This is a genomic window from Planococcus sp. CPCC 101016, assembly GCF_007859295.1.
GTDB lineage: Bacteria > Bacillota > Bacilli > Bacillales_A > Planococcaceae > Planococcus.
On the sequence record NZ_VOHB01000004.1, the window covers coordinates 339573 to 357175 of the forward strand.

Annotated in this window: 22 protein-coding genes; all 22 read right to left on the reverse strand. The window is 43.2% G+C overall.

Features of this window, described 5'->3' with window-relative positions; all coding sequences use genetic code 11:
- Positions 1–30 precede the first annotated feature (30 nt).
- The 22 genes from FQV26_RS16020 to FQV26_RS16125 all read right to left on the reverse strand — a co-directional run bounded on the left by FQV26_RS16020 (position 31) and on the right by FQV26_RS16125 (position 17602).
- On the reverse strand, positions 31–675 hold the full coding sequence (locus FQV26_RS16020) for an NUDIX hydrolase (protein WP_146558713.1): 645 nt from the start codon (positions 673–675) through the stop codon (positions 31–33).
- A gap of 99 nt (positions 676–774) precedes the next feature.
- Positions 775–1239, reverse strand: a complete 465-nt coding sequence (locus FQV26_RS16025) for a hypothetical protein (protein WP_146558715.1) — start codon at positions 1237–1239, stop codon at positions 775–777.
- A gap of 73 nt (positions 1240–1312) precedes the next feature.
- Positions 1313–2002, reverse strand: coding sequence for an HAD family hydrolase (locus tag FQV26_RS16030; protein ID WP_146558717.1), 690 nt, complete (start codon positions 2000–2002; stop codon positions 1313–1315).
- Positions 2003–2020: 18 nt separating this feature from the next.
- Positions 2021–2794 (reverse strand): hypothetical protein, encoded by a 774-nt coding sequence (locus FQV26_RS16035; protein WP_146558719.1) that lies wholly within the window; start codon positions 2792–2794, stop codon positions 2021–2023.
- A 149-nt stretch (positions 2795–2943) separates the two neighbouring features.
- The gene (locus FQV26_RS16040) at positions 2944–3300 is read right to left on the reverse strand and encodes a PilZ domain-containing protein (RefSeq protein WP_146558721.1); all 357 of its coding nucleotides are present in this window, start codon (positions 3298–3300) and stop codon (positions 2944–2946) included.
- Positions 3301–3330: 30 nt separating this feature from the next.
- Entirely contained in the window at positions 3331–3768 is a 438-nt protein-coding gene (locus FQV26_RS16045) for a YaaR family protein (protein WP_146558723.1), read from the reverse strand.
- Positions 3769–4203 carry a DUF6115 domain-containing protein gene (locus FQV26_RS16050; RefSeq protein ID WP_261384370.1) on the reverse strand — a complete coding sequence of 145 codons (435 nt, stop codon included), beginning with the start codon at positions 4201–4203 and terminating at the stop codon, positions 3769–3771.
- Between the two features lie 31 nt (positions 4204–4234).
- Positions 4235–4993, reverse strand: a complete 759-nt coding sequence (locus FQV26_RS16055; protein WP_146558725.1) for a FliA/WhiG family RNA polymerase sigma factor — start codon at positions 4991–4993, stop codon at positions 4235–4237.
- Positions 4994–5029: 36 nt separating this feature from the next.
- Positions 5030–5899, reverse strand: coding sequence for a MinD/ParA family protein (locus tag FQV26_RS16060; protein WP_146558727.1), 870 nt, complete (start codon positions 5897–5899; stop codon positions 5030–5032).
- On the reverse strand, positions 5892–7013 hold the full coding sequence (flhF, locus tag FQV26_RS16065) for a flagellar biosynthesis GTPase FlhF (protein WP_146558729.1): 1122 nt from the start codon (positions 7011–7013) through the stop codon (positions 5892–5894). Before flhF ends, FQV26_RS16060 begins: the two co-directional genes overlap by 8 nt.
- Entirely contained in the window at positions 7010–9049 is a 2040-nt protein-coding gene (flhA, locus tag FQV26_RS16070; protein ID WP_146558731.1) for a flagellar biosynthesis protein FlhA, read from the reverse strand. The genes flhF and flhA overlap by 4 nt, the downstream gene beginning before the upstream one ends.
- Positions 9050–9071: 22 nt before the next feature.
- Entirely contained in the window at positions 9072–10157 is a 1086-nt protein-coding gene (flhB, locus tag FQV26_RS16075) for a flagellar biosynthesis protein FlhB (protein ID WP_146558733.1), read from the reverse strand.
- Between the two features lie 3 nt (positions 10158–10160).
- Positions 10161–10940, reverse strand: a complete 780-nt coding sequence (gene fliR, locus FQV26_RS16080) for a flagellar biosynthetic protein FliR (protein ID WP_146558735.1) — start codon at positions 10938–10940, stop codon at positions 10161–10163.
- A 6-nt stretch (positions 10941–10946) separates the two neighbouring features.
- Positions 10947–11216: a flagellar biosynthesis protein FliQ gene (gene fliQ, locus FQV26_RS16085; protein ID WP_146558737.1), complete on the reverse strand. Its 270-nt coding sequence runs from the start codon at positions 11214–11216 to the stop codon at positions 10947–10949.
- A gap of 16 nt (positions 11217–11232) precedes the next feature.
- Positions 11233–11922, reverse strand: coding sequence for a flagellar type III secretion system pore protein FliP (gene fliP / locus FQV26_RS16090; protein ID WP_146558739.1), 690 nt, complete (start codon positions 11920–11922; stop codon positions 11233–11235).
- On the reverse strand, positions 11919–12566 hold the full coding sequence (locus FQV26_RS16095) for a flagellar biosynthetic protein FliO (protein ID WP_261384371.1): 648 nt from the start codon (positions 12564–12566) through the stop codon (positions 11919–11921). Before FQV26_RS16095 ends, fliP begins: the two co-directional genes overlap by 4 nt.
- A 26-nt stretch (positions 12567–12592) precedes the next feature.
- A complete protein-coding gene (gene fliY / locus FQV26_RS16100) occupies positions 12593–13684 on the reverse strand; it encodes a flagellar motor switch phosphatase FliY (RefSeq protein ID WP_146558742.1) in 1092 nt (363 codons plus the stop codon).
- On the reverse strand, positions 13674–14657 hold the full coding sequence (gene fliM, locus FQV26_RS16105; RefSeq protein WP_146558744.1) for a flagellar motor switch protein FliM: 984 nt from the start codon (positions 14655–14657) through the stop codon (positions 13674–13676). The genes fliY and fliM overlap by 11 nt, the downstream gene beginning before the upstream one ends.
- A gap of 13 nt (positions 14658–14670) precedes the next feature.
- Complete coding sequence (locus FQV26_RS16110; protein WP_146558746.1) at positions 14671–14886, reverse strand: flagellar FlbD family protein; 216 nt, start codon at positions 14884–14886, stop codon at positions 14671–14673.
- Between the two features lie 48 nt (positions 14887–14934).
- On the reverse strand, positions 14935–15711 hold the full coding sequence (gene flgF / locus FQV26_RS16115) for a flagellar basal-body rod protein FlgF (RefSeq protein ID WP_146558748.1): 777 nt from the start codon (positions 15709–15711) through the stop codon (positions 14935–14937).
- Positions 15712–15753: 42 nt separating this feature from the next.
- A complete protein-coding gene (locus FQV26_RS16120; RefSeq protein ID WP_146558750.1) occupies positions 15754–16209 on the reverse strand; it encodes a flagellar hook capping FlgD N-terminal domain-containing protein in 456 nt (151 codons plus the stop codon).
- A 16-nt stretch (positions 16210–16225) separates the two neighbouring features.
- Positions 16226–17602, reverse strand: coding sequence for a flagellar hook-length control protein FliK (locus tag FQV26_RS16125; protein ID WP_146558752.1), 1377 nt, complete (start codon positions 17600–17602; stop codon positions 16226–16228).
- Position 17603: the final 1 nt, after the last annotated feature.

Genomic DNA, 17603 nt, shown 5'->3' on the forward strand with positions numbered 1-17603 from the left:
ATGCCGCTTCACTTTATATAATCTAAATAACTATTTTGTATGAGATTCGGTTTCGTCTAATTGTTGTCCGATCAATTCGGTGATTTTTTTCAAATACTCGGGACTGTGGGGAACCAGATCCTTCAAGCTAATCATTTTCTTTAACATGTTGCGGCCATTCATAGTTGCTTCAAAGCCTTCCACTTGAACTTCTTCTTTCTCCCCTTTAATCAAAGCAGACAATTCTTCAAATTCAAGTTTCACCATGCCGGATACTTCTTCAAGCTGCAACTTGAAGGTATCGTCAATGTTTCCTCTGCCCTTGTATAAAAAGCAGTGGCAACGTTCATTGTCCAGGAAATCGTCTATTGCCAGCTGATCTTTGATGATTCCTAAATAGATCAGTTCTTCAAGATTCACTTCGAGACCGAGTTCTTCTCGCACTTCCCGGACGCCGTCTTCAACAGTTTCATCCGCCAATAAATGACCTGCCGCTGTGATATCGAAAAGCCCGGGAAAATCCTTCTTGCCTTCACTGCGCAATTGCAGATAAATCACATCTCTGCCGTCTTGACGGCTAACCACCCAGCAGTGAAAGGTTTCATGCCAATATCCTTTTTCATGAACAGCCTGCCGTGTAGCTATCCCTTGCTGGCTTCCATGTTCATCGTAAACGCTTATTTTTTCTGTTTCCATTCTTGCCCTCCTCTTTCTTCCAGCCTAACAAAAAACCAGCCATTTTTATGACCGGTTCTTAGTTTCTTCAATAATTTCTCTGTTGACTGGTACATTTCATTACGTGTATTCGTTAAAATGAGTGCCATACGGTGCCACGTGTTTGATGAACAACAGATCTTCTTCCGTCACATCCGGAACGAAAAATTCAGTGCCCCAATGTTCCGATGAGAAAATATGTTGTTCTCCTCTGCTTAAAAAGACTGAAAACCATTTTAGCATTTTCTTTTCGCTCACGTGATGGCTCATTAGAAATTGTGCGATTTCCAGTGTCAGAAGACCAGAAAAGATGGTCATCCCTCCCTTTTTGTCAATATCGAACAAGCCAGGGAAGCTTGAAGTGAGCTCCTCAATGGCTGCTGCTTCTTCGTTAAAACAATGGATTTCAAACGTATCGGATTTAGCCAGAAAATATTCCATCAGCAGAAGCCAGTAATCATAGTTTCCTATAGCCGGTATGCGGTCCGATGCTTGGTTATCTGCAAACTCAGTCAGTTCAAACTGTAATTGCGTCTTTAGTTCCATGCTGCACTTCACCTGCCCTTTTCTCCTATCGCGCATTCTTCTCCAGCATGACGTACAGCTGATTCTCTTTCCTTCATTTTAAAGCTGATTCTGCTGTCTTGGAGTTGAAGCGTTCAATCCATTCAGTAATTTCACTTAAATCCTCAATTTCTCCATCTGCATTCAGACAGTTCCAATGCCGGTCTTTTTTCCAAAGCGTGTTCATGCCGACTGCTCCTGCTGCCTGTATATCATTTTTCGGATGATCTCCAATATAGACAGCTTCAGCCGGAGATAGGCCGAAACCAGCTAAGGCTTTCTGAAAAATAGCTGGATTGGGCTTAGCCATCTCTTCCCATTCAGAGATAAGAATTTCATCAAAATAATCTTTGATTCCCAAGGCCAGTATATTGTCCATTTGGAATTGCCCTTTGCCGTTTGTAATCATTCCTAAACGAAGGGAGTTTGTTGCCAGTTGATTCAGCATATTGTCTAAATTCGGAAACGGTATGCAATGAGAGCTGAAATTTTTCACATAATCCTCCAGTAAGCTTGGCCAATCAATCTCTTTAATCGAAAATTCTTCGATTAATTGTTGATAAACTTGATCTTTCCAGACATAGCCCTTGGCATCCAGTTCGATAAAACGTTTGATGAATTGAACCTTCGGTATATGCTGAAAGTACGCAGCTAACCGGGTATACTGGTCTTCTATAAATGATGCCAGTGAAGCATCCCGGTCTAGTAAAGTTCCATCCAAATCAAAAATAACGGCTTTGATCATTTTAACTCCCCTGTCTCCTCATTCACTGCTTCCCAGATTGAGCCTCCGGTAAAACCCTAAGGATTCTCTTAGAAATTCTTTGTTATAATGCGTTTTCTCATGGATTCTTTCCACCCATTCTTCCAACGTCTCAATCGGGCTATCCGGGTAAAGTCCCGTACCGGTGCTTAAAAAACTCTTCCAATTATCGAACTCCCAATGAACAGTTTCATCTTCTTGCTGCAATCGGATCTCGACCAATGGCTCTGTATGGATATGGTGTTGAGAATACTCGGCAGCCCTTAAAAATTCCGACCGCTCAACCGGTACTGTCGCATAGACCTGATCGGACTGTTTGCCGTTCGGCCGGTAATAAATTACTTCGACTCCTTGATCAGCCGGTTTCACTTGAACTTCTGCTCCCGGAAAAAAACCAGCCAGTCTGTCCCCGTTAAAATTAGGGCTATCTGCATCGATGAGGATCGGCTGTATCCACTGGTCCCCTAAATCACAGAGGAATCTGCGTCCAGCCGAATCTGCAGCCATAATAGCTGCATGAGCTTGCTCTGTACCAAGCTCACTGCCAATCGGATACGCTTTTATTCCCGCATCATCAAAAGCGGAAAGCAGCCAAATCGCCAGGTCAAAACAATTACCGGTAATGCCATATTGCGTGCGATGATGCTTCATCAACTCTACATCGCGCTGCTTCTGCTCGCCTGAACGCTGGTAGTACCAAGCTTTAGTCAAGGTCTCCATCGGAAATCCGTCAAACTGCCGCCAAACGGTAAGGATTTCAGCCGGTGCTTGCATGTTTTCCACCTTCTCTTTTTTTGTATGGCTATTACTTCTCTTTTTTCTATCGGAATTCCTCCTATCAAAAGAAGAACTTCACCTGTTAGAATTTCACGCACAAAAAAACAGACCTCAAGGGCCTGTTCTTTTTTTATTAACATATGATTTTATTCGGCCAGTAATCCTTTACGTTGGCGGATCTGGTAATAGTTTAACTGCTTGAATAATTCTGAAGAAGTTCCTTGGTCTACAGAAAACTCAACACCGTATTCAATTATTTCCTTATCTTTTTGAGGAATTTTCCGGACAATAGAACCTGCTAATGCAAAAGATCCTTCTAGAACTTTAAAATGACAAATGATCGATTCATTCAAAGCATTGCTAACCTTAGAATAAAATCCTAGTCCGCCCGCACTTATGTTGTAAATTTTTACAGGAACAAGTTCTGCCCCTTTAACTGAAACGTAACCTTCAATTGAATCATCGAACCATAATCGAAAAAACTCACGGCGGTTATTGTCCATCTCTGCCCTCCTATTACTAGATAATCGTATTCACATATATAAATTGATAAGCAGACCTTTAACTTCCCCTACTAGATCTAAAGTACCAATACCTGCTTCTTCATTATTCAATACTTGGTCTTGGATTTCAATCAATTTCTTATCAATTACTTTAATGATTTGATGAGACTTCATTCCGCCGCCCGGCATTTGGCTTTGTTCGTCAGATAAATGCAGACCATGGCGGGTGGACTCGCTGACAAATTGTTTGACCGCCTGCTTGTAATTTATCAAATTTTCAAGTGTCCGCTGGTTGGAAAGTTTTTGTCCTTGTACGTCCACGCGCTCCATTAATTGGTTCAGCGAATCATTGTGAAGCTTTGACTGGGATTTTTTCATGGCATTCAAAAAAAGATCGCCATTTTTATTTCCCGTTGCTTGTACCGGTAACCTTTCTTTCTGGATATTACTTTGGCTGTCAATGCGCAATTACAGCACCTCATCTTCTTTAAAATTCCCTTGTTGCTTGTTATTCATATTGACAACGAGCTCGACTTTCCCGTAGTCGACTTGGAGTACTTTGGCGATTTGCTTGGAAGAAAATCCTTGCTTGGAAAGCTGAAGCACCTTTTCCGTTTCTATAGAAGCCAGTTGGGGTGCTTCTTCGAAATCAGAAGCAAGGTTTTCTTCCAAGCGTTCGATTCGTTCTGCCAGCTGCAATTCGTTGTCCTTAATATAGGCAGTTAATTTATCGTAAAGTTCATCATTTTCTTTTTCAAGCTGTGCCACAAACTCCGCCATACTTTCGTGAATTTCAGCTGGTTCTTCTTCGTCTATCTGCTGCTTTTTAACGGATAGCATCAGTTTTATATTCATTAGCATCAACAAGATGATTCCCGCAATTAATAGCCACTCCATAGTCATCACCCAGACCTTCTGTTTCGTAGTTTACATCTTAAAAACGATCGTGCACAGATAAAATAGAAGCATGCAATCGAAGCATTGCCTTAGAATGAAGCTGCGATACTCTCGATACACTAACGTTGAGGATTTCTGCGATTTCGGTTAATTTCATTTCTTCAAAATAACACAAGGAAACGGTAATTTTTTCTTTTTCCGGAAGTCGTTCAATGGCTCGGACAAGTGATTCTTTAGTCATCTGATCTGACAAGTGGCGCTCGGGTGAATCGACATGATACTGCCCCAGTGCCCCTTGTTCTTCAAAGTTCTCGTCGTCCATTGAAATCATGGTCGATAATGCCGCTTCAGAAACGGTTTTATTGAGTTCGGCTTTGGTGATTCCTAAATACGAGCTGACCTGTTCGTCGGATACGGCGGCTTCATTTTCCTGCTCTAGCAGAAGATAGGCTTTTTCAATTTTTTTCACTTTATCCCGTACAGACCGGGGAAGCCAGTCACTATGGCGCAAACCATCAATGATTGCCCCTTTAATCCGCCAGGAAGCGTAAGTTTCAAATTTCAAATCCCGTTCAATGTTGAATTTACTCAAGGCATCAAGTAAACCTTCGTAAGCATAGCTGCGGATATCGTCTTTTTCCACAGTTTTTGGCAGACTGATCATGAACCGTTGAATCACGTAATCAACCAAAGGAAGATACTGTTCAACCAGGTAGTCCCCAGCCTCCGGATTCCGATGTTGTTGCCAATCACCCCAATAGGCAAGCTCTTCTTTTGATAAGTTATGATTCAGCAAGATTTTCAACACCATTCCCAAGCGGCAACACCGCTTTTATTTGAAAAGGATTTTCATAATAAATCCTTTAAGTCCTAATTTATACGGTGCCGGCAATTCTAAAAATTCACTAGCCATTTTACGAATTGCTGTTGCCGCTTCACTGCTTGGATAAGCCAACAGCAAGGGATGCTGCTTTTTCACAGCTTCCGGAATATGTGCATCGCTTGGAATAAAACCCAATGCCTCAATTTCTTTACCCAGAAACTGCTGAGCTACCTGTTTAAAATTATCGGCTGTCCGTTGTCCTTCTCGTACGCTGATGCATTGATTGACTACGAGTTTCATATGAACATTCGGATCTCTGCCCTGGACCATCTTAACGACCGAATAAGCATCGGTGATTGACGTTGGCTCAGGAGTCGTGACCAAGATCACATCATCTGCAGCAAGGATAAAACGAGGGTTTTCGTAGGACAAACCTGCTCCAGTATCGAGGATAATGTAGTCCACTTTTCCCTGCAGCGCGCTCAATTCCTTAAAAAACTTCTCCAATTTTAGGTCATCCATGCTGAATAGGTCACTAAAACCATTGCCTCCAGATATGAATAGCAGGCCATTGGGACCTTCTTCAATGATGTCTTGTGCAGCCAAATCTTTTTCAATCATCGTAGCTATAGTTTCCTGTGGCGTTCGTCCGAGCAGTACGTCAATATTGGCAAATCCAAGGTCGACATCGAAAATCAGCACTTTCTTATTTTGCTCCACCAGACTTAGTGCAAAGTTCAGAGCGAAATTGGATTTCCCTACTCCCCCTTTGCCGCTGGTGATTGCCAATACCCTGGTTTTTTTAATAGATTTGCGCTCAGGTTTTTCGGATTGCTTCATTCTCATTTTTTCCCTTAATCCATTTGCCTGATCACGCATGATTTTCTTCCCCCAATATAAAATCTGCCACTAATTCAGGAGTAACTGCCAATATATCGTTTGGTACATTTTGTCCGTTGGCAATATGGCGAACAGGAATACCATAATGATGGATCAGGTTTAGGATCGCACCAGAAGAACTCGTTTCGTCCTTCTTTGTCAGAAGCAGTTCATCCATAGCGATTGATTGGAAATTATCAATAATCTTTTTCATGTCTTCATATTTCGCAGTCAAGCTTAACACCAGATTGATTTGCACTTTATGATTGTCCGGCAATAACCGTTCGAGTTCATCAATATAGTGTTTCTGCTGATAATTGCGTCCAGCTGTATCCATCAAAATGATGTCACAGCCCGCAAAGTCGCTGATGGCTTTCTTTAAATCACCCGCCGACTCGACCACTTTGACAGGGATATTCAAAATGCTGCCGTAAGTCTTCAATTGCTCGACAGCTGCAATCCGGTATGTATCGGCAGTGATCAATCCAACTTTTTTATCTTTTGTCAGCATATAATCTGCAGCGATTTTGGCAATGGAAGTTGTTTTCCCTACACCTGTCGGACCAATAAAACAAATGATTTCAGGATCTTGAAGAGTGGTTTGCGGCTGATGATGAGCAATCATTTCAACCAGTTCTTCACGAGCCAGCCGCTCTAAATACTCTGACGTATGGTTAGCTTCTCCTTCGATCCGGGCTATCAGCGTCGCCAGCAATTCCGTTTGGATATCCGCCGCCACTTCCTGAGTTGCCAGTCGTTGTTTTAACAACTGAAGCGCCTCCGGCAAAGCTTCTTCCGTCAATTGCTGGACCATAAACTGTTTAATGTTTTTCAATTCGTTGATCAGTTCAGCTGCCGATTCTGTCTCCGGTGTTATATTCACCAACGGCTTGGTTTTCCGCAATTCCATTTCCTTCGGTTCCGGCTGAACCTCCTGCTTCACTACCGGATCAACGGCAGCAGTAACTTCCAATTTATCTTTCTGGAAAAAGCCTAGAAAGCCGCCGGTTTTAATTTTTTTTGTGTTCAGGATCAAGGCATCTGCGCCCAGATCCCGTTTAATCATTGGAATCGCTTCAGTCATCGTGCCGACGATATATGTTTTCAGCCTCATGAGATGTTAACCACTCCAACACTTTGAATTTCGATCTCTGGTTCCAATTCGTTATAGGACAGCACCGGCAGGTCAGGTGCAAAACGTTCCACAAACTGCCTCATATAAATTCGGATAGCAGGAGACGTCAGCAGAATCGGCTGTACACCGGTTTGCTGAAGCTGCCCAGCCTGTTCGGTTATCTTCTGGAAAATCGCCTGGGATGATTCTGGATCGATGGACAAGTAATTGCCCTGTTCTGTCCGGTGTACGGAATCGGCGAACTTCTTCTCTAAGCTCGCTCCCGCTGTAATAACTTGCAAAGGTTCTTTCTGAGTAGCATATTGCAACGTGATTTGCCTTGATAGGGCCTGACGGACGTATTCTGTCAGCAAATCCGTATCTTTGGTCTGTGAAGAATAATCAGCCAATGTTTCCAAAATAACGAGTAAATTACGGATCGATACTTTCTCTTTCAACAACTTCATCAGCACTTTCTGCACTTCACCGATGGTCATCAGCTGCGGCACCAATTCCTCCACCACTGCAGGTGAGGTTTCCCGTACGTTTTCAATCAACGATTTGACTTCCTGCCTGCCAATCAATTCATGGGCATGGCGCTTGATGACTTCCGTCAAATGAGTAGAGACGACAGATGGAGGATCCACAATGGCGTAGCCCGCCATTTCCGCTTCTTCTTTCATGTCTTCATCGACCCAAAGCGCTGGCATACCGAAAGCAGGTTCAATCGTTTCGATGCCTTCCACCGCTTCGTCCTCAATTCCTGGGCTCATGGCCAAATAATGGTCGAGCATAATTTCGCCTGACGCTACCCGGTTGCCTTTAATCTTGATGACGTATTCATTGGGCTGCAGTTGAATGTTGTCGCGAATCCGGATAACTGGGACGACAATGCCGAGTTCCATTGCACACTGCCGGCGAATCATGATGACGCGGTCCAGCAAATCGCCGCCTTGGTTTTTATCGGCAATTGGAATCAGGCCATACCCAAACTCAAATTCAATCGCATCAACATGCAATAAGTCGATGACGCTTTCCGGGCTTTTCATCCCTTCCAGCTCTTTCTCGTCCTTGCCTACTTCCACTTCCTGCTTTTCCTCAGACTTCAAGGTTTTCTGCATTTGGAAAGCCCCATAAGCGATGACGCCTGCAATCGGTACGACCAGCATCGGGCTGATTGGTGTAAAGACTGCAAACATTACCAATGTAGCTGCGACAATATATAGCATTTTCGGATAAGCGAACAACTGTCTCGTGATATCCGATCCTAAATTGCCATCCGATACCGCACGTGTCACGACGATACCCATAGCAGTGGAGATCAACAGAGCTGGAATCTGGGAAACCAAGCCATCTCCAATCGACAGCAAGGCAAACAGCTGGGCTGCTTCTCCAAACGGTAATTGGTGGACCATAACACCGATCAGCAAACCGCCAATAATATTGATGATTGTGATAATGATACCGGCTATGGCGTCCCCTTTAACGAATTTGCTGGCACCATCCATAGCTCCGTAGAAATCCGCTTCCGAGCTGACTTTCTCGCGGCGGCTCTTGGCTTCCTGATCAGAAATCATTCCGGCGCCAAGATCGGCGTCAATGCTCATTTGCTTACCAGGCATCGAATCGAGCGTAAACCGTGCAGCGACTTCTGCTACTCGTTCCGAACCTTTTGTGATAACCAAGAACTGAATGATGACGAGGATTAAGAACACCAAAATCCCGATAATGGCACTTCCTCCGACCACAAACGAACCGAATGTCTCAATAACCTGTCCGCCGGTTTGGTTGGTCAAGATCGAGCGTGTGGTCGAAACGTTCAAGCCCAGACGGAATAAAGTAGTCAGTAATAATAAAGTAGGAAAAATAGAAAATTGCAATGGTTCTTTTGTGTTCATCGCCACTAACAAGATGGTTAATGCGAGGCTGATATTGATCATGATCAATACATCTAATAAGAGCGGCGGAAGAGGGATGACCATCATAACAACAATCATTATGACGGCTACCATGATGGCATAATCTCTAAATTTCACGCGGTTCCCTCCTCTTTCCAGTTCATCGGATTTTTCCTTTTAGTCGGTAAATATATGCTAATACCTCTGCCACGGCCAGAAACAGATCTTCCGGCACGGTATCCCCAATTTCAACTTGGGCATACAATGCACGTGCGAGAGGCTTATTTTCCATCGTCACAATTCCAAGTTCTTTTGCTTTTTCTTTGATCTTTAAAGCCAAGTGATCTTTGCCCATCGCGATAATGACCGGAGCTGCCATCGTTTCGGCATCGTATTTGATGGCGATTGCATAATGCGTCGGATTGGTGATCAGCACATCCGCGCCCGGCAGATCCTGAATCATCCGATTCATGCTCATTTGCCGTTGCTTGTCTTTTATTTTTGATTTGATCAGCGGATCGCCTTCCGCTTTTTTGTATTCATCTTTGATGTCCTGCTTGGACATCCGTATGCCTTTTTCAAACTCATATTTCTGGTAGATATAATCCAGAATGGATAGACACAACAAGATGATGCCTGCCACGAGCCCCATCTGAACCACTAAAGAACCGATGAAAGATAAAGAATAACTGATGCTTTTTTGAGATAGGGAAAACAGTTCTTCCTTGCCAAGCCACAACACACCGAAAGCAGCGCCTCCGATAATGGCAATCTTCAGCAAGGATTTCCCCAATTCGACCAAGGCGCGAACCGAGAAGATCCGTTTCGCTCCTTTGACCGGATCCAGCCTTTCCAGCTTGGCCATAATGGGATCGGTTGAAAAGATGGCGCCTACTTGAATGAAGTTGCCGAGAAAGCCGAAAATTACACCAATCAGCATGATGGGCAACATCAGCAAAAATGCATTCATGGCCATCTGCTCAAATAAGGTCCGGATTGTCGCGGGCGTTATTTCCCAGGAAATATATTGCGTAAAATGGATGCGGTAAATAGCCAAGATCCGGTCGAGCATCCAGCCGCCAAGTGAATTCAGCAACATGATTCCGCCAAGGATGATCATGGCTGCTGCAACTTCGGGGCTTTTGGCTACTTGGCCTTTCCGCTTGGATTCCTGGCGTTTTTGCGGCGTCGCTTTTTCAGTTTTTTCACCGGCAAAAAACTGCAGGTCCAGGGGATACCTTTTCACTACTTACGTTCCTCCTAATAAACTGATCAGCTGAGCCATGCTCACTAAAATTTTCTCGAAGAGAATTTGTAAAATATAAAAGAATACAGGCAAGGTCAGAAAAACCATGATAAAACCGACAAAGATTTTCAGCGGCAGACCAACAGCGAAAATATTCAACTGCGGCACTGTTTTCGCCAAAATGCCGAGTGCGATATCCACTAGAAACAAGGCACCAACAATCGGCAGCGCGATTTGCAGCGCAATCAGAAACATATCCGTAAACAAGCCTGTCATGAACTGGGCAATGCCTTCCGCTTTCACTGTAATCGCCAGCCGTTCCACCGGAAACACACGTAAGCTCTGCATGACGCCGTCCAGCATCAAATGGTGGCCGTTGGCAGTCAACAGGAACAACAGCGCCATCATGTACTTGAAATGGCCCATAATCGGTACCTGTGCGCCCGTCTGTGGGTCTAGAACATTGGCCATTGAAAAACCCATCTGAAAATCGATGAAAGCCCCTGCAATTTGCACTGCATATAACAGCAGTGCTGCTGTAAAGCCAAGTGCCAATCCTGTTCCAAGTTCTTTCATGATTAATAAAAGGTAAGAAGAGTCAAGCGGGATAGTGTCCCCCATTGGCAAAGTCGAAACGGCAACATATGCCAGAAAAGCAGCGATGCCGATTTTAAATTGTGTTGGTACTCCCCGCATCGAGAAAATTGGAGCAATCAGAAAAAAACTAGTTAAGCGAATAAGCATCAATAAAAAATAAGGCAGTATGTCAAAAATCGTTTCCATCGCCGCTTACCCGATGATTCTTGGCAGCTGCTGAAACAAGTTTCGAGTGTAATCCAGAAGCAAAGTGAGCATCCATGGCCCAAAGACTACCAGTGAAATGAAGACCGCCAGTATTTTCGGAATGAACGCCAGCGTCTGTTCCTGGATTTGCGTCATCGCTTGGAAGACACTAACCAATAATCCAACAGCCAGTGCAATCAGCAGCATGGGAGCGGATATAAGGATAATTGTAAAAATCGATTGTTCAGCTAGTTTGATCACCATATCTGGAGTCATCGTTTTCTTCCCTTCGTCAAAAGCTGACAAGCAGCGATTCGATTATTAAATACCAGCCATCCACTAGGACGAACAGCAAAATCTTAAATGGCAATGAAATCATGACCGGCGGCAGCATCATCATTCCCATCGCCATCAGCGTACTGGCGACAACCATATCAATGATCAAAAAAGGAATAAAAATGACAAAGCCAATCTGGAAAGCTGTTTTCAGCTCACTGATGGCAAACGCGGGTATCAATGAAGTCAACGGAATCTCTTCAATGCTGTCGGGCTTTTCTAATTCTGCATATTTGAAGAACAAAGCCAAATCTTTTTCCCGTGTGTTTTGAGCCATGAATTCCTTCAACGGGATGATGGCAGTATCGAGTGCTTCTTGCTGCTCCATGTCCCCATCCAAGTAAGGCTGAAGGGCAGTTTCATTCATCTCCATCGCGATCGGCGACATGATGAAAAACGTTAAGAACAGGGCCAAACCGACCAATACTTGGTTCGGCGGCATTGATTGGGTTCCGAGCCCAGTTCGAACAAAAGACAAAACAATGATGATCCGTGTAAAACTGGTCATCATAATTAGAATCCCCGGTGCCAGCGACAAAATAGTCAACAAGAAAAACAATTGAAGCGTCGTTGAAACATCTTCAGGTGATTCTACGCCAAAATCGATGCCCGGAATATTAATGGATGATAATATTTCCGGAATCATAGCGGACGTCCTTCCTTATCTTGTCTTTTTTGTTCAAGATCTTGCTGCAATGCTTCTTGTTTAGCTTGCTGTTTGTTCAGGCTTTGCTTAAACAACTGATCAAAGCCCTTCTTTTGCGGTTTTTTTGAAATATGACCAATTTTCTTTTTCGTAAAGTCGATTAGATTTTTCGACATTGCAGGCTGCTGTTGTTCAAAGTCTTTTTCAATGCCGCTGATTTCTGCAGCATCCGAGAATTCCTTGATCAAAGTTACTTCATCCCCGACACCAATCAAATACATCTGGCCGCCAACTTTCACTAATTGCAGCGACTTATTGTTGCCGAGCGGCGTACCGCCCATCAATTTGACTGCCTGATTGGGCTGGAAGTTTTTCTGGCGAGCTGCAAGAAACTTGATCAACCCATAAATCATCGCAACAATCAGAAGTGTGTAAAGCACCAATTGCACGATGATGCCGGCAAGGCTTTTTTCCTCTACCGTTGCCACATCGATACTTTCCTCCGGTATTTCTCCTGTAGGCTCTTCATTGTTCAGCCATTCCACCACATTCGGACTGGCCTGTACAGAGGGTGCCGACAATAGTGCACTGAAAAACAGAGCCGCCAGGATTAGGGGAATGGTTAAGAAATATGATTTGTTCAATCTTGGTAGACTCCTTCTATCAGGCATTAACGCAGTTTCGAGATGCGTTCGGCTGTACTTAGCACATCTGTTACGCGGACTCCAAAGTTCTCGTCAATGACGACCACTTCCCCGACAGCGATGAGCTTGTTATTGATCAGGATATCGACGGGTTCACCAGCCAATTTATCCAGTTCAATGATGGAACCTTGTGAGATTTCCAGTATTTCTTTGACCATGCGTTTTGTACGCCCCAGTTCTACGGTTACTTGAAGCGGAATATCCAAGAGCATATTCAGGTTATTCGGTTCAGAATCAGTAGACTCCGGTTCATCAAAACTGGAAAATTGGACATTCTGGATTTGAGGTGATGCGGCTTGATCCGTCACGTGGCTTTTTTGTGTTATTGATTCTGATTCTGTTGAGTTTTTATCTGTTTGATAGGGCATTATTTGAGTCTCCTCTGCTGCTTCTTCCTCTTCCTCTTCAAAGGAATCTGCCAAAATTCCAACCATCTGTTTTGCTAATCGAATCGGGATACATAAATGAAGGTTCAATTTATGGAGGTTGCTAATCTTAATTTCAAAGGCGGCTTCTACAAACCACTCTTCATTCGTAAAATTTCCCACTCGAAAATCTTCATGACGTTCAACTGTATCCATTCCCGATAACGAATGAACAATTTCACATTCCAGCACTTTTGATAAGGAACTTGAAACTGAGTTAAACATTTCTTGGATAAAGTCTTGTATAACTTGAAACTGTTTATCTGCATCTTCATTACTGCTCGAATCGACTAATTCTGCTGCAGCTGAAACTTCTTCTTTATTGATTGAAAGAATCTGTATGCCTTTGATTCCTCCTGCATATTCACCCAGGACAATAAAAAATGGAGCCACTGTATCGGATAATAAATGATCCCTTTCGATCACAGACAGTATAGGAGCCGAAACGGTTACTCCTTCCCCAAAAATAGGAGATAAGACAGTAGCAGAGCCGCCAAGTGATACGGTTAATAACTCTGTTAAAACTTCAGTTTCCGATTTAGACAATGAACTTTGGTTTTTCAATTTCGTACTTTTAGTTTGTTGACCTAACAATCCCTTAACTTCATCTGGAGATAATTTATCAGTTGTCATCGAATACGTCTCCTTCTGCAAACACGTCTGTTACTTGAATGGCTAATCGGCCTTTAGAAACCCCAGGCTGCGCAAAAAACTTTTGTTTTCCATCGACGAGAACTGTAACCGAAGAATCATAGGATTCGTTTAATCGAATGACATCGCCTTCTTTTAGTTTCAAGAAGTCCCCGATATCGATTTTTGATCTGCCTAAAATAGCTTTAATCTCTAATTTGGTACTTTGCAATTTTTTCTCTAAGGCTTCCAGTTCATGATTCTCAATTTCTTTTTTCTGATTAGCTAGCCAATGGCGGGCAGATAATTTAGGCAATACTTGCTCCAGCACCACGTGGGGGAGGCAAATATTAATAATGCCTTCTACATCTCCAATTTTTGTCTGCAAAGAAACGAGAATCACTGTTTCGTTTGGAGGAGAGATTGTTAAAAATTGTGGATTTATTTCTATTTCTTTTAATTCAGGAGACAATTCAATGACTGAGGCCCAAACTTCCTGAAAGTTTTCTAACGCTTTTATAAACACTCTTTCAATAATACTTACTTCAATTTCCGTCAAATCACTGCTCTTCAGCAGCACTTTGCCTTGGCCTCCAAGCAGCCGGTCGAACATCACATTTGCGACATTTGGAGAAAATTCCATAGCCATACTGCCTTGAAGTGGCGCAGCTTCAAACACACCTAAAATTGATTTTTGCTGCACATTCTGAATAAATTCCTCATATGAAATCTGTTCAACCGCTGAAACGGAAATTTGTACAAATGCCCGCAATTGAATCGAAAAATAAGAAGTTAATAAACGTGCAAAGTTTTCATGAATACGAGTCAAGGTACGTGTTTGATCCTGTGAAAAACGTAAGGCTTTTTTGAAGTCATAAGTTCGAACATTTCGGTCTTTTGTTTTTGGAGCTAGTTTCTCTGTGTCTAACGTCGAAAGCAGCTTCTCGATATTTTTATCGGATAAACCCTCTGTCACAGCTTTTCTCTCCTCATTCCATCAAGTTTAGTTCTTGTAAACGAGGTAAAATGTTAATTTCTCGATAATAATCAGTCACTTTTCCAGTCACTTCGTCTATGGATTCCAAAACATGTACTTTTTTGCCCGAAGTCAACGTTACTACGGTATCTGGAATTGCTTCCAATCTTTCAATGTATATAGCATTCAAAGTGATTGAGGATTGATTTAATCTAGTCAAATTAATCATTTAGAATGTCAAGGTCAGGAAAACTCCTTTACCTTAACCGTCCCTCCTTTATCGTTTCAAGTTAATAACTTCTTGCAGAACTTCATCAGAAGTGGTGATTGTACGAGAATTGGCTTGGAATCCACGCTGCGCAATAATCATTTCCGTAAACTCTTCGGTAAGATCCACATTTGACATTTCCAACATCCCTGAACTAATTTCAGTGTTTCCAGCAGTTGCTGTGCCTATAGCAAGAGCGCCACCTGCAGCTCCTGTCATTTCGTATAGAGATCCTCCAACTTTCCGGAGCCCTTCTGGATTTGGCGGAGTTGAAATACCAACAGAACCAATGGTAGTTTCTGCTCCATTCGCTTGCCTTCCAATTACTTCACCCGCGCGATTGATGCTGAAAGAATCGTAACCTGCTACATTAATGGCCTGTCCGTTACTATTTAAAACATTATATCCTTGAGCTGTAACCAGATTTCCAGCCTCAGTAACTGTAAAATTACCAGAACGAGTTAAGTATTGTCCTCCAGCAGCTGCTTCTGGATCCTGAACTACAAAAAATCCGTCACCCATAATTGCCAAATCTGTGCCGACCCCTGTAGTCATGGCAGAACCTGCGTTATGATTTACATTGATTGAAGCTGAAGCTGACCCCAGACCTACTTGCATTGGATTAGCGCCGCTGTTCGACATGTTTTGGCTCAGCAAATCCTGAAAGTTGATTGTACTTTTCTTATAGCCGATCGTATTGACGTTAGAGATATTGTTCCCGATAACATCTAATTTTGTTTGGAAGTTCTTCATGCCTGATACACCTGAATACATTGAACGTAACATTTAATTTTCCCCTTTCAAGAATCCTCTTTTGACCACTCGGGGTCAGACGATTTCTTGTCCATTTGTGCTTGCTGGTTGTTTTTCAATCCTTTGAATCGATTCAATTTGGACTTTTACATCCGTGCCTTCAATTTCGGCCATCAATTCGCCATTCTTGCTCGACAAGGCTTTGACAACGCCTTCTCCTGAGCCCGTTTCTGATTCCCATTTAACCGAAGTACCAATTAAATGCGCATAATCCGCTAACGAAGAAGTTCCTTGATTGCTGACAAATTGCGTCATCGTTTTATTTAAGTTGGTCAATTGCTCTAAGCTCGTAAACTGTGCCATCTGGCCAATAAATTCGGTGTCTTTCAACGGCTCCATTGGATCTTGGTGCTTCATTTGAGTCACCAGGATTTTCAAGAAAGCATCTTGTCCTAATGCATTTGTTGCTTCCGTCTTAGCAGCCGGTGTTGATGCAGCAGCCGATCCGGTAGTCGCTGTCGAGATATTCATTCAAACACCCTTTCTTTTATACTGTATAATCCACTTTCATTAATTGACCCACTGAAGGCTGCCGTTCGGCTGCCTTTTCTTCTTCCAGCTGCAAATAACTGTTTTTATTTCGTCCAGCAGTACCATTTCGCTGTTGCTGCTGAGAAAAGCGTTGTTCGGCTTGATTGCCAGTCTGTCCAAATGGCGACTGAGGATCCTGCTGCAGCACTTCAATTTTTTCTACTGCGACTCCTTGCTGAACCAATGAAATTCTCAGTTGATTTAGTTGAAGTTCAAGTGCCTCTTTCGCCATCGGAGTACTTGCCATGATTTGAGCGGCCAGTTTTCCGTTGGTCGAAGTCAACAGGATTTCAAGATGGCCGAGATGCTCTGGAAAAATGTTAACCCGCATCTTCATGCCTTCAGAGCTGTCTGCCAAACGCATTGAGCTTTTCAGCATCCCACCCAAATCTTCCAGCAGATTCGATAGTCGAACAACTGGTGAAGGCGGCGGGGTGGTTTCTATCCGAACAGGGTTGCTCATGGATTTAGCAGCCTCAGGTACCGTGGTTGCAGGTACCTGCACCGGTGTTTCTTGAGGAGCTTTGGTTTCGAGCACTTTTACTTCAGGCGCTTTAGTAGTTTGAAGCTCTTCTGCATTTTGAGGTTTGACAGCAGACAGAACTTCTACCGCCTCAGCTTTTTGTTGACTTCCTTGGGTTTCAACAGAGACTCTTTGAAGTTCATTGATCGGTTTCAGCGCTTCATGCATAAATCTCGGGCTATCTTTTACAGACTTTACTCCTTCTAATTGCGGCAAAAACGGCAACTCTTGGCCAGTCGTTTTTTTCTGCTGAACCGTCAAAGCCGCGTGCTGCTCTTTTTCAAGCATATTAATTAGCTCATCCAGCTGTTTAGAGATTTGAGGCAGACTAATGAAATTAGAGCCAGTCTTTTTTTCTTCAACCCCCTTAAAAACAGGAAGATCGGCGAATTCTGTAGTAAATTTGTCGGAGAGTATTTTCAGTTTCTGCTGGATGTTCTCAAGCAGCGTAAACAGTTTGTCCGCTGTCTCTGTTGCATTCTCTTTAATTCCATCCATCACGTTTAGCTTCGAAAAATCACTTTCTTCACTTCCACTTTGAAGCTTCTGCAGCTGAAGAATAGCGTATTGAAGTTCCTGTTGTTCCGTCGTTTGTTCTTCAACAGGCACTTCCTGCAAAAAGCTCAGGAGATTCTCTAGGCTTGCCAATAACTCTTCTGCAGGTGCCTGCTCTTCACTTGGAAGCTCCATCTCCATGTTTAATGAAGCAAGCAACGAAGCAAAGACGCCTTGATCTTCAGCAGGTAAAGAAACAGCCGCACTTGCTGGAAAACCAATTGTTTTCGGTAATGATAGTTTTAATGCTTCCATC

Bases quoted from the DNA above. Each gene is read 5' to 3' on its own strand.
- FQV26_RS16020 (WP_146558713.1), bottom strand. From the start codon at position 675: ATGGAAACAGAAAAAATAAGCGTTTACGATGAACATGGAAGCCAGCAA.
- FQV26_RS16025 (WP_146558715.1), bottom strand. From the start codon at position 1,239: ATGGAACTAAAGACGCAATTACAGTTTGAACTGACTGAGTTTGCAGAT.
- FQV26_RS16030 (WP_146558717.1), bottom strand. From the start codon at position 2,002: ATGATCAAAGCCGTTATTTTTGATTTGGATGGAACTTTACTAGACCGG.
- FQV26_RS16035 (WP_146558719.1), bottom strand. From the start codon at position 2,794: ATGCAAGCACCGGCTGAAATCCTTACCGTTTGGCGGCAGTTTGACGGA.
- FQV26_RS16040 (WP_146558721.1), bottom strand. From the start codon at position 3,300: ATGGACAATAACCGCCGTGAGTTTTTTCGATTATGGTTCGATGATTCA.
- FQV26_RS16050 (WP_261384370.1), bottom strand. From the start codon at position 4,203: ATGACTATGGAGTGGCTATTAATTGCGGGAATCATCTTGTTGATGCTA.
- FQV26_RS16060 (WP_146558727.1), bottom strand. From the start codon at position 5,899: ATGCGTGATCAGGCAAATGGATTAAGGGAAAAAATGAGAATGAAGCAA.
- flhF (WP_146558729.1), bottom strand. From the start codon at position 7,013: ATGAGGCTGAAAACATATATCGTCGGCACGATGACTGAAGCGATTCCA.
- fliR (WP_146558735.1), bottom strand. From the start codon at position 10,940: ATGGAAACGATTTTTGACATACTGCCTTATTTTTTATTGATGCTTATT.
- fliQ (WP_146558737.1), bottom strand. From the start codon at position 11,216: ATGACTCCAGATATGGTGATCAAACTAGCTGAACAATCGATTTTTACA.
- fliP (WP_146558739.1), bottom strand. From the start codon at position 11,922: ATGATTCCGGAAATATTATCATCCATTAATATTCCGGGCATCGATTTT.
- fliY (WP_146558742.1), bottom strand. From the start codon at position 13,684: ATGACAACTGATAAATTATCTCCAGATGAAGTTAAGGGATTGTTAGGT.
- FQV26_RS16110 (WP_146558746.1), bottom strand. From the start codon at position 14,886: ATGATTAATTTGACTAGATTAAATCAATCCTCAATCACTTTGAATGCT.
- flgF (WP_146558748.1), bottom strand. From the start codon at position 15,711: ATGTTACGTTCAATGTATTCAGGTGTATCAGGCATGAAGAACTTCCAA.
- FQV26_RS16120 (WP_146558750.1), bottom strand. From the start codon at position 16,209: ATGAATATCTCGACAGCGACTACCGGATCGGCTGCTGCATCAACACCG.
- FQV26_RS16125 (WP_146558752.1), bottom strand. From the start codon at position 17,602: ATGGAAGCATTAAAACTATCATTACCGAAAACAATTGGTTTTCCAGCA.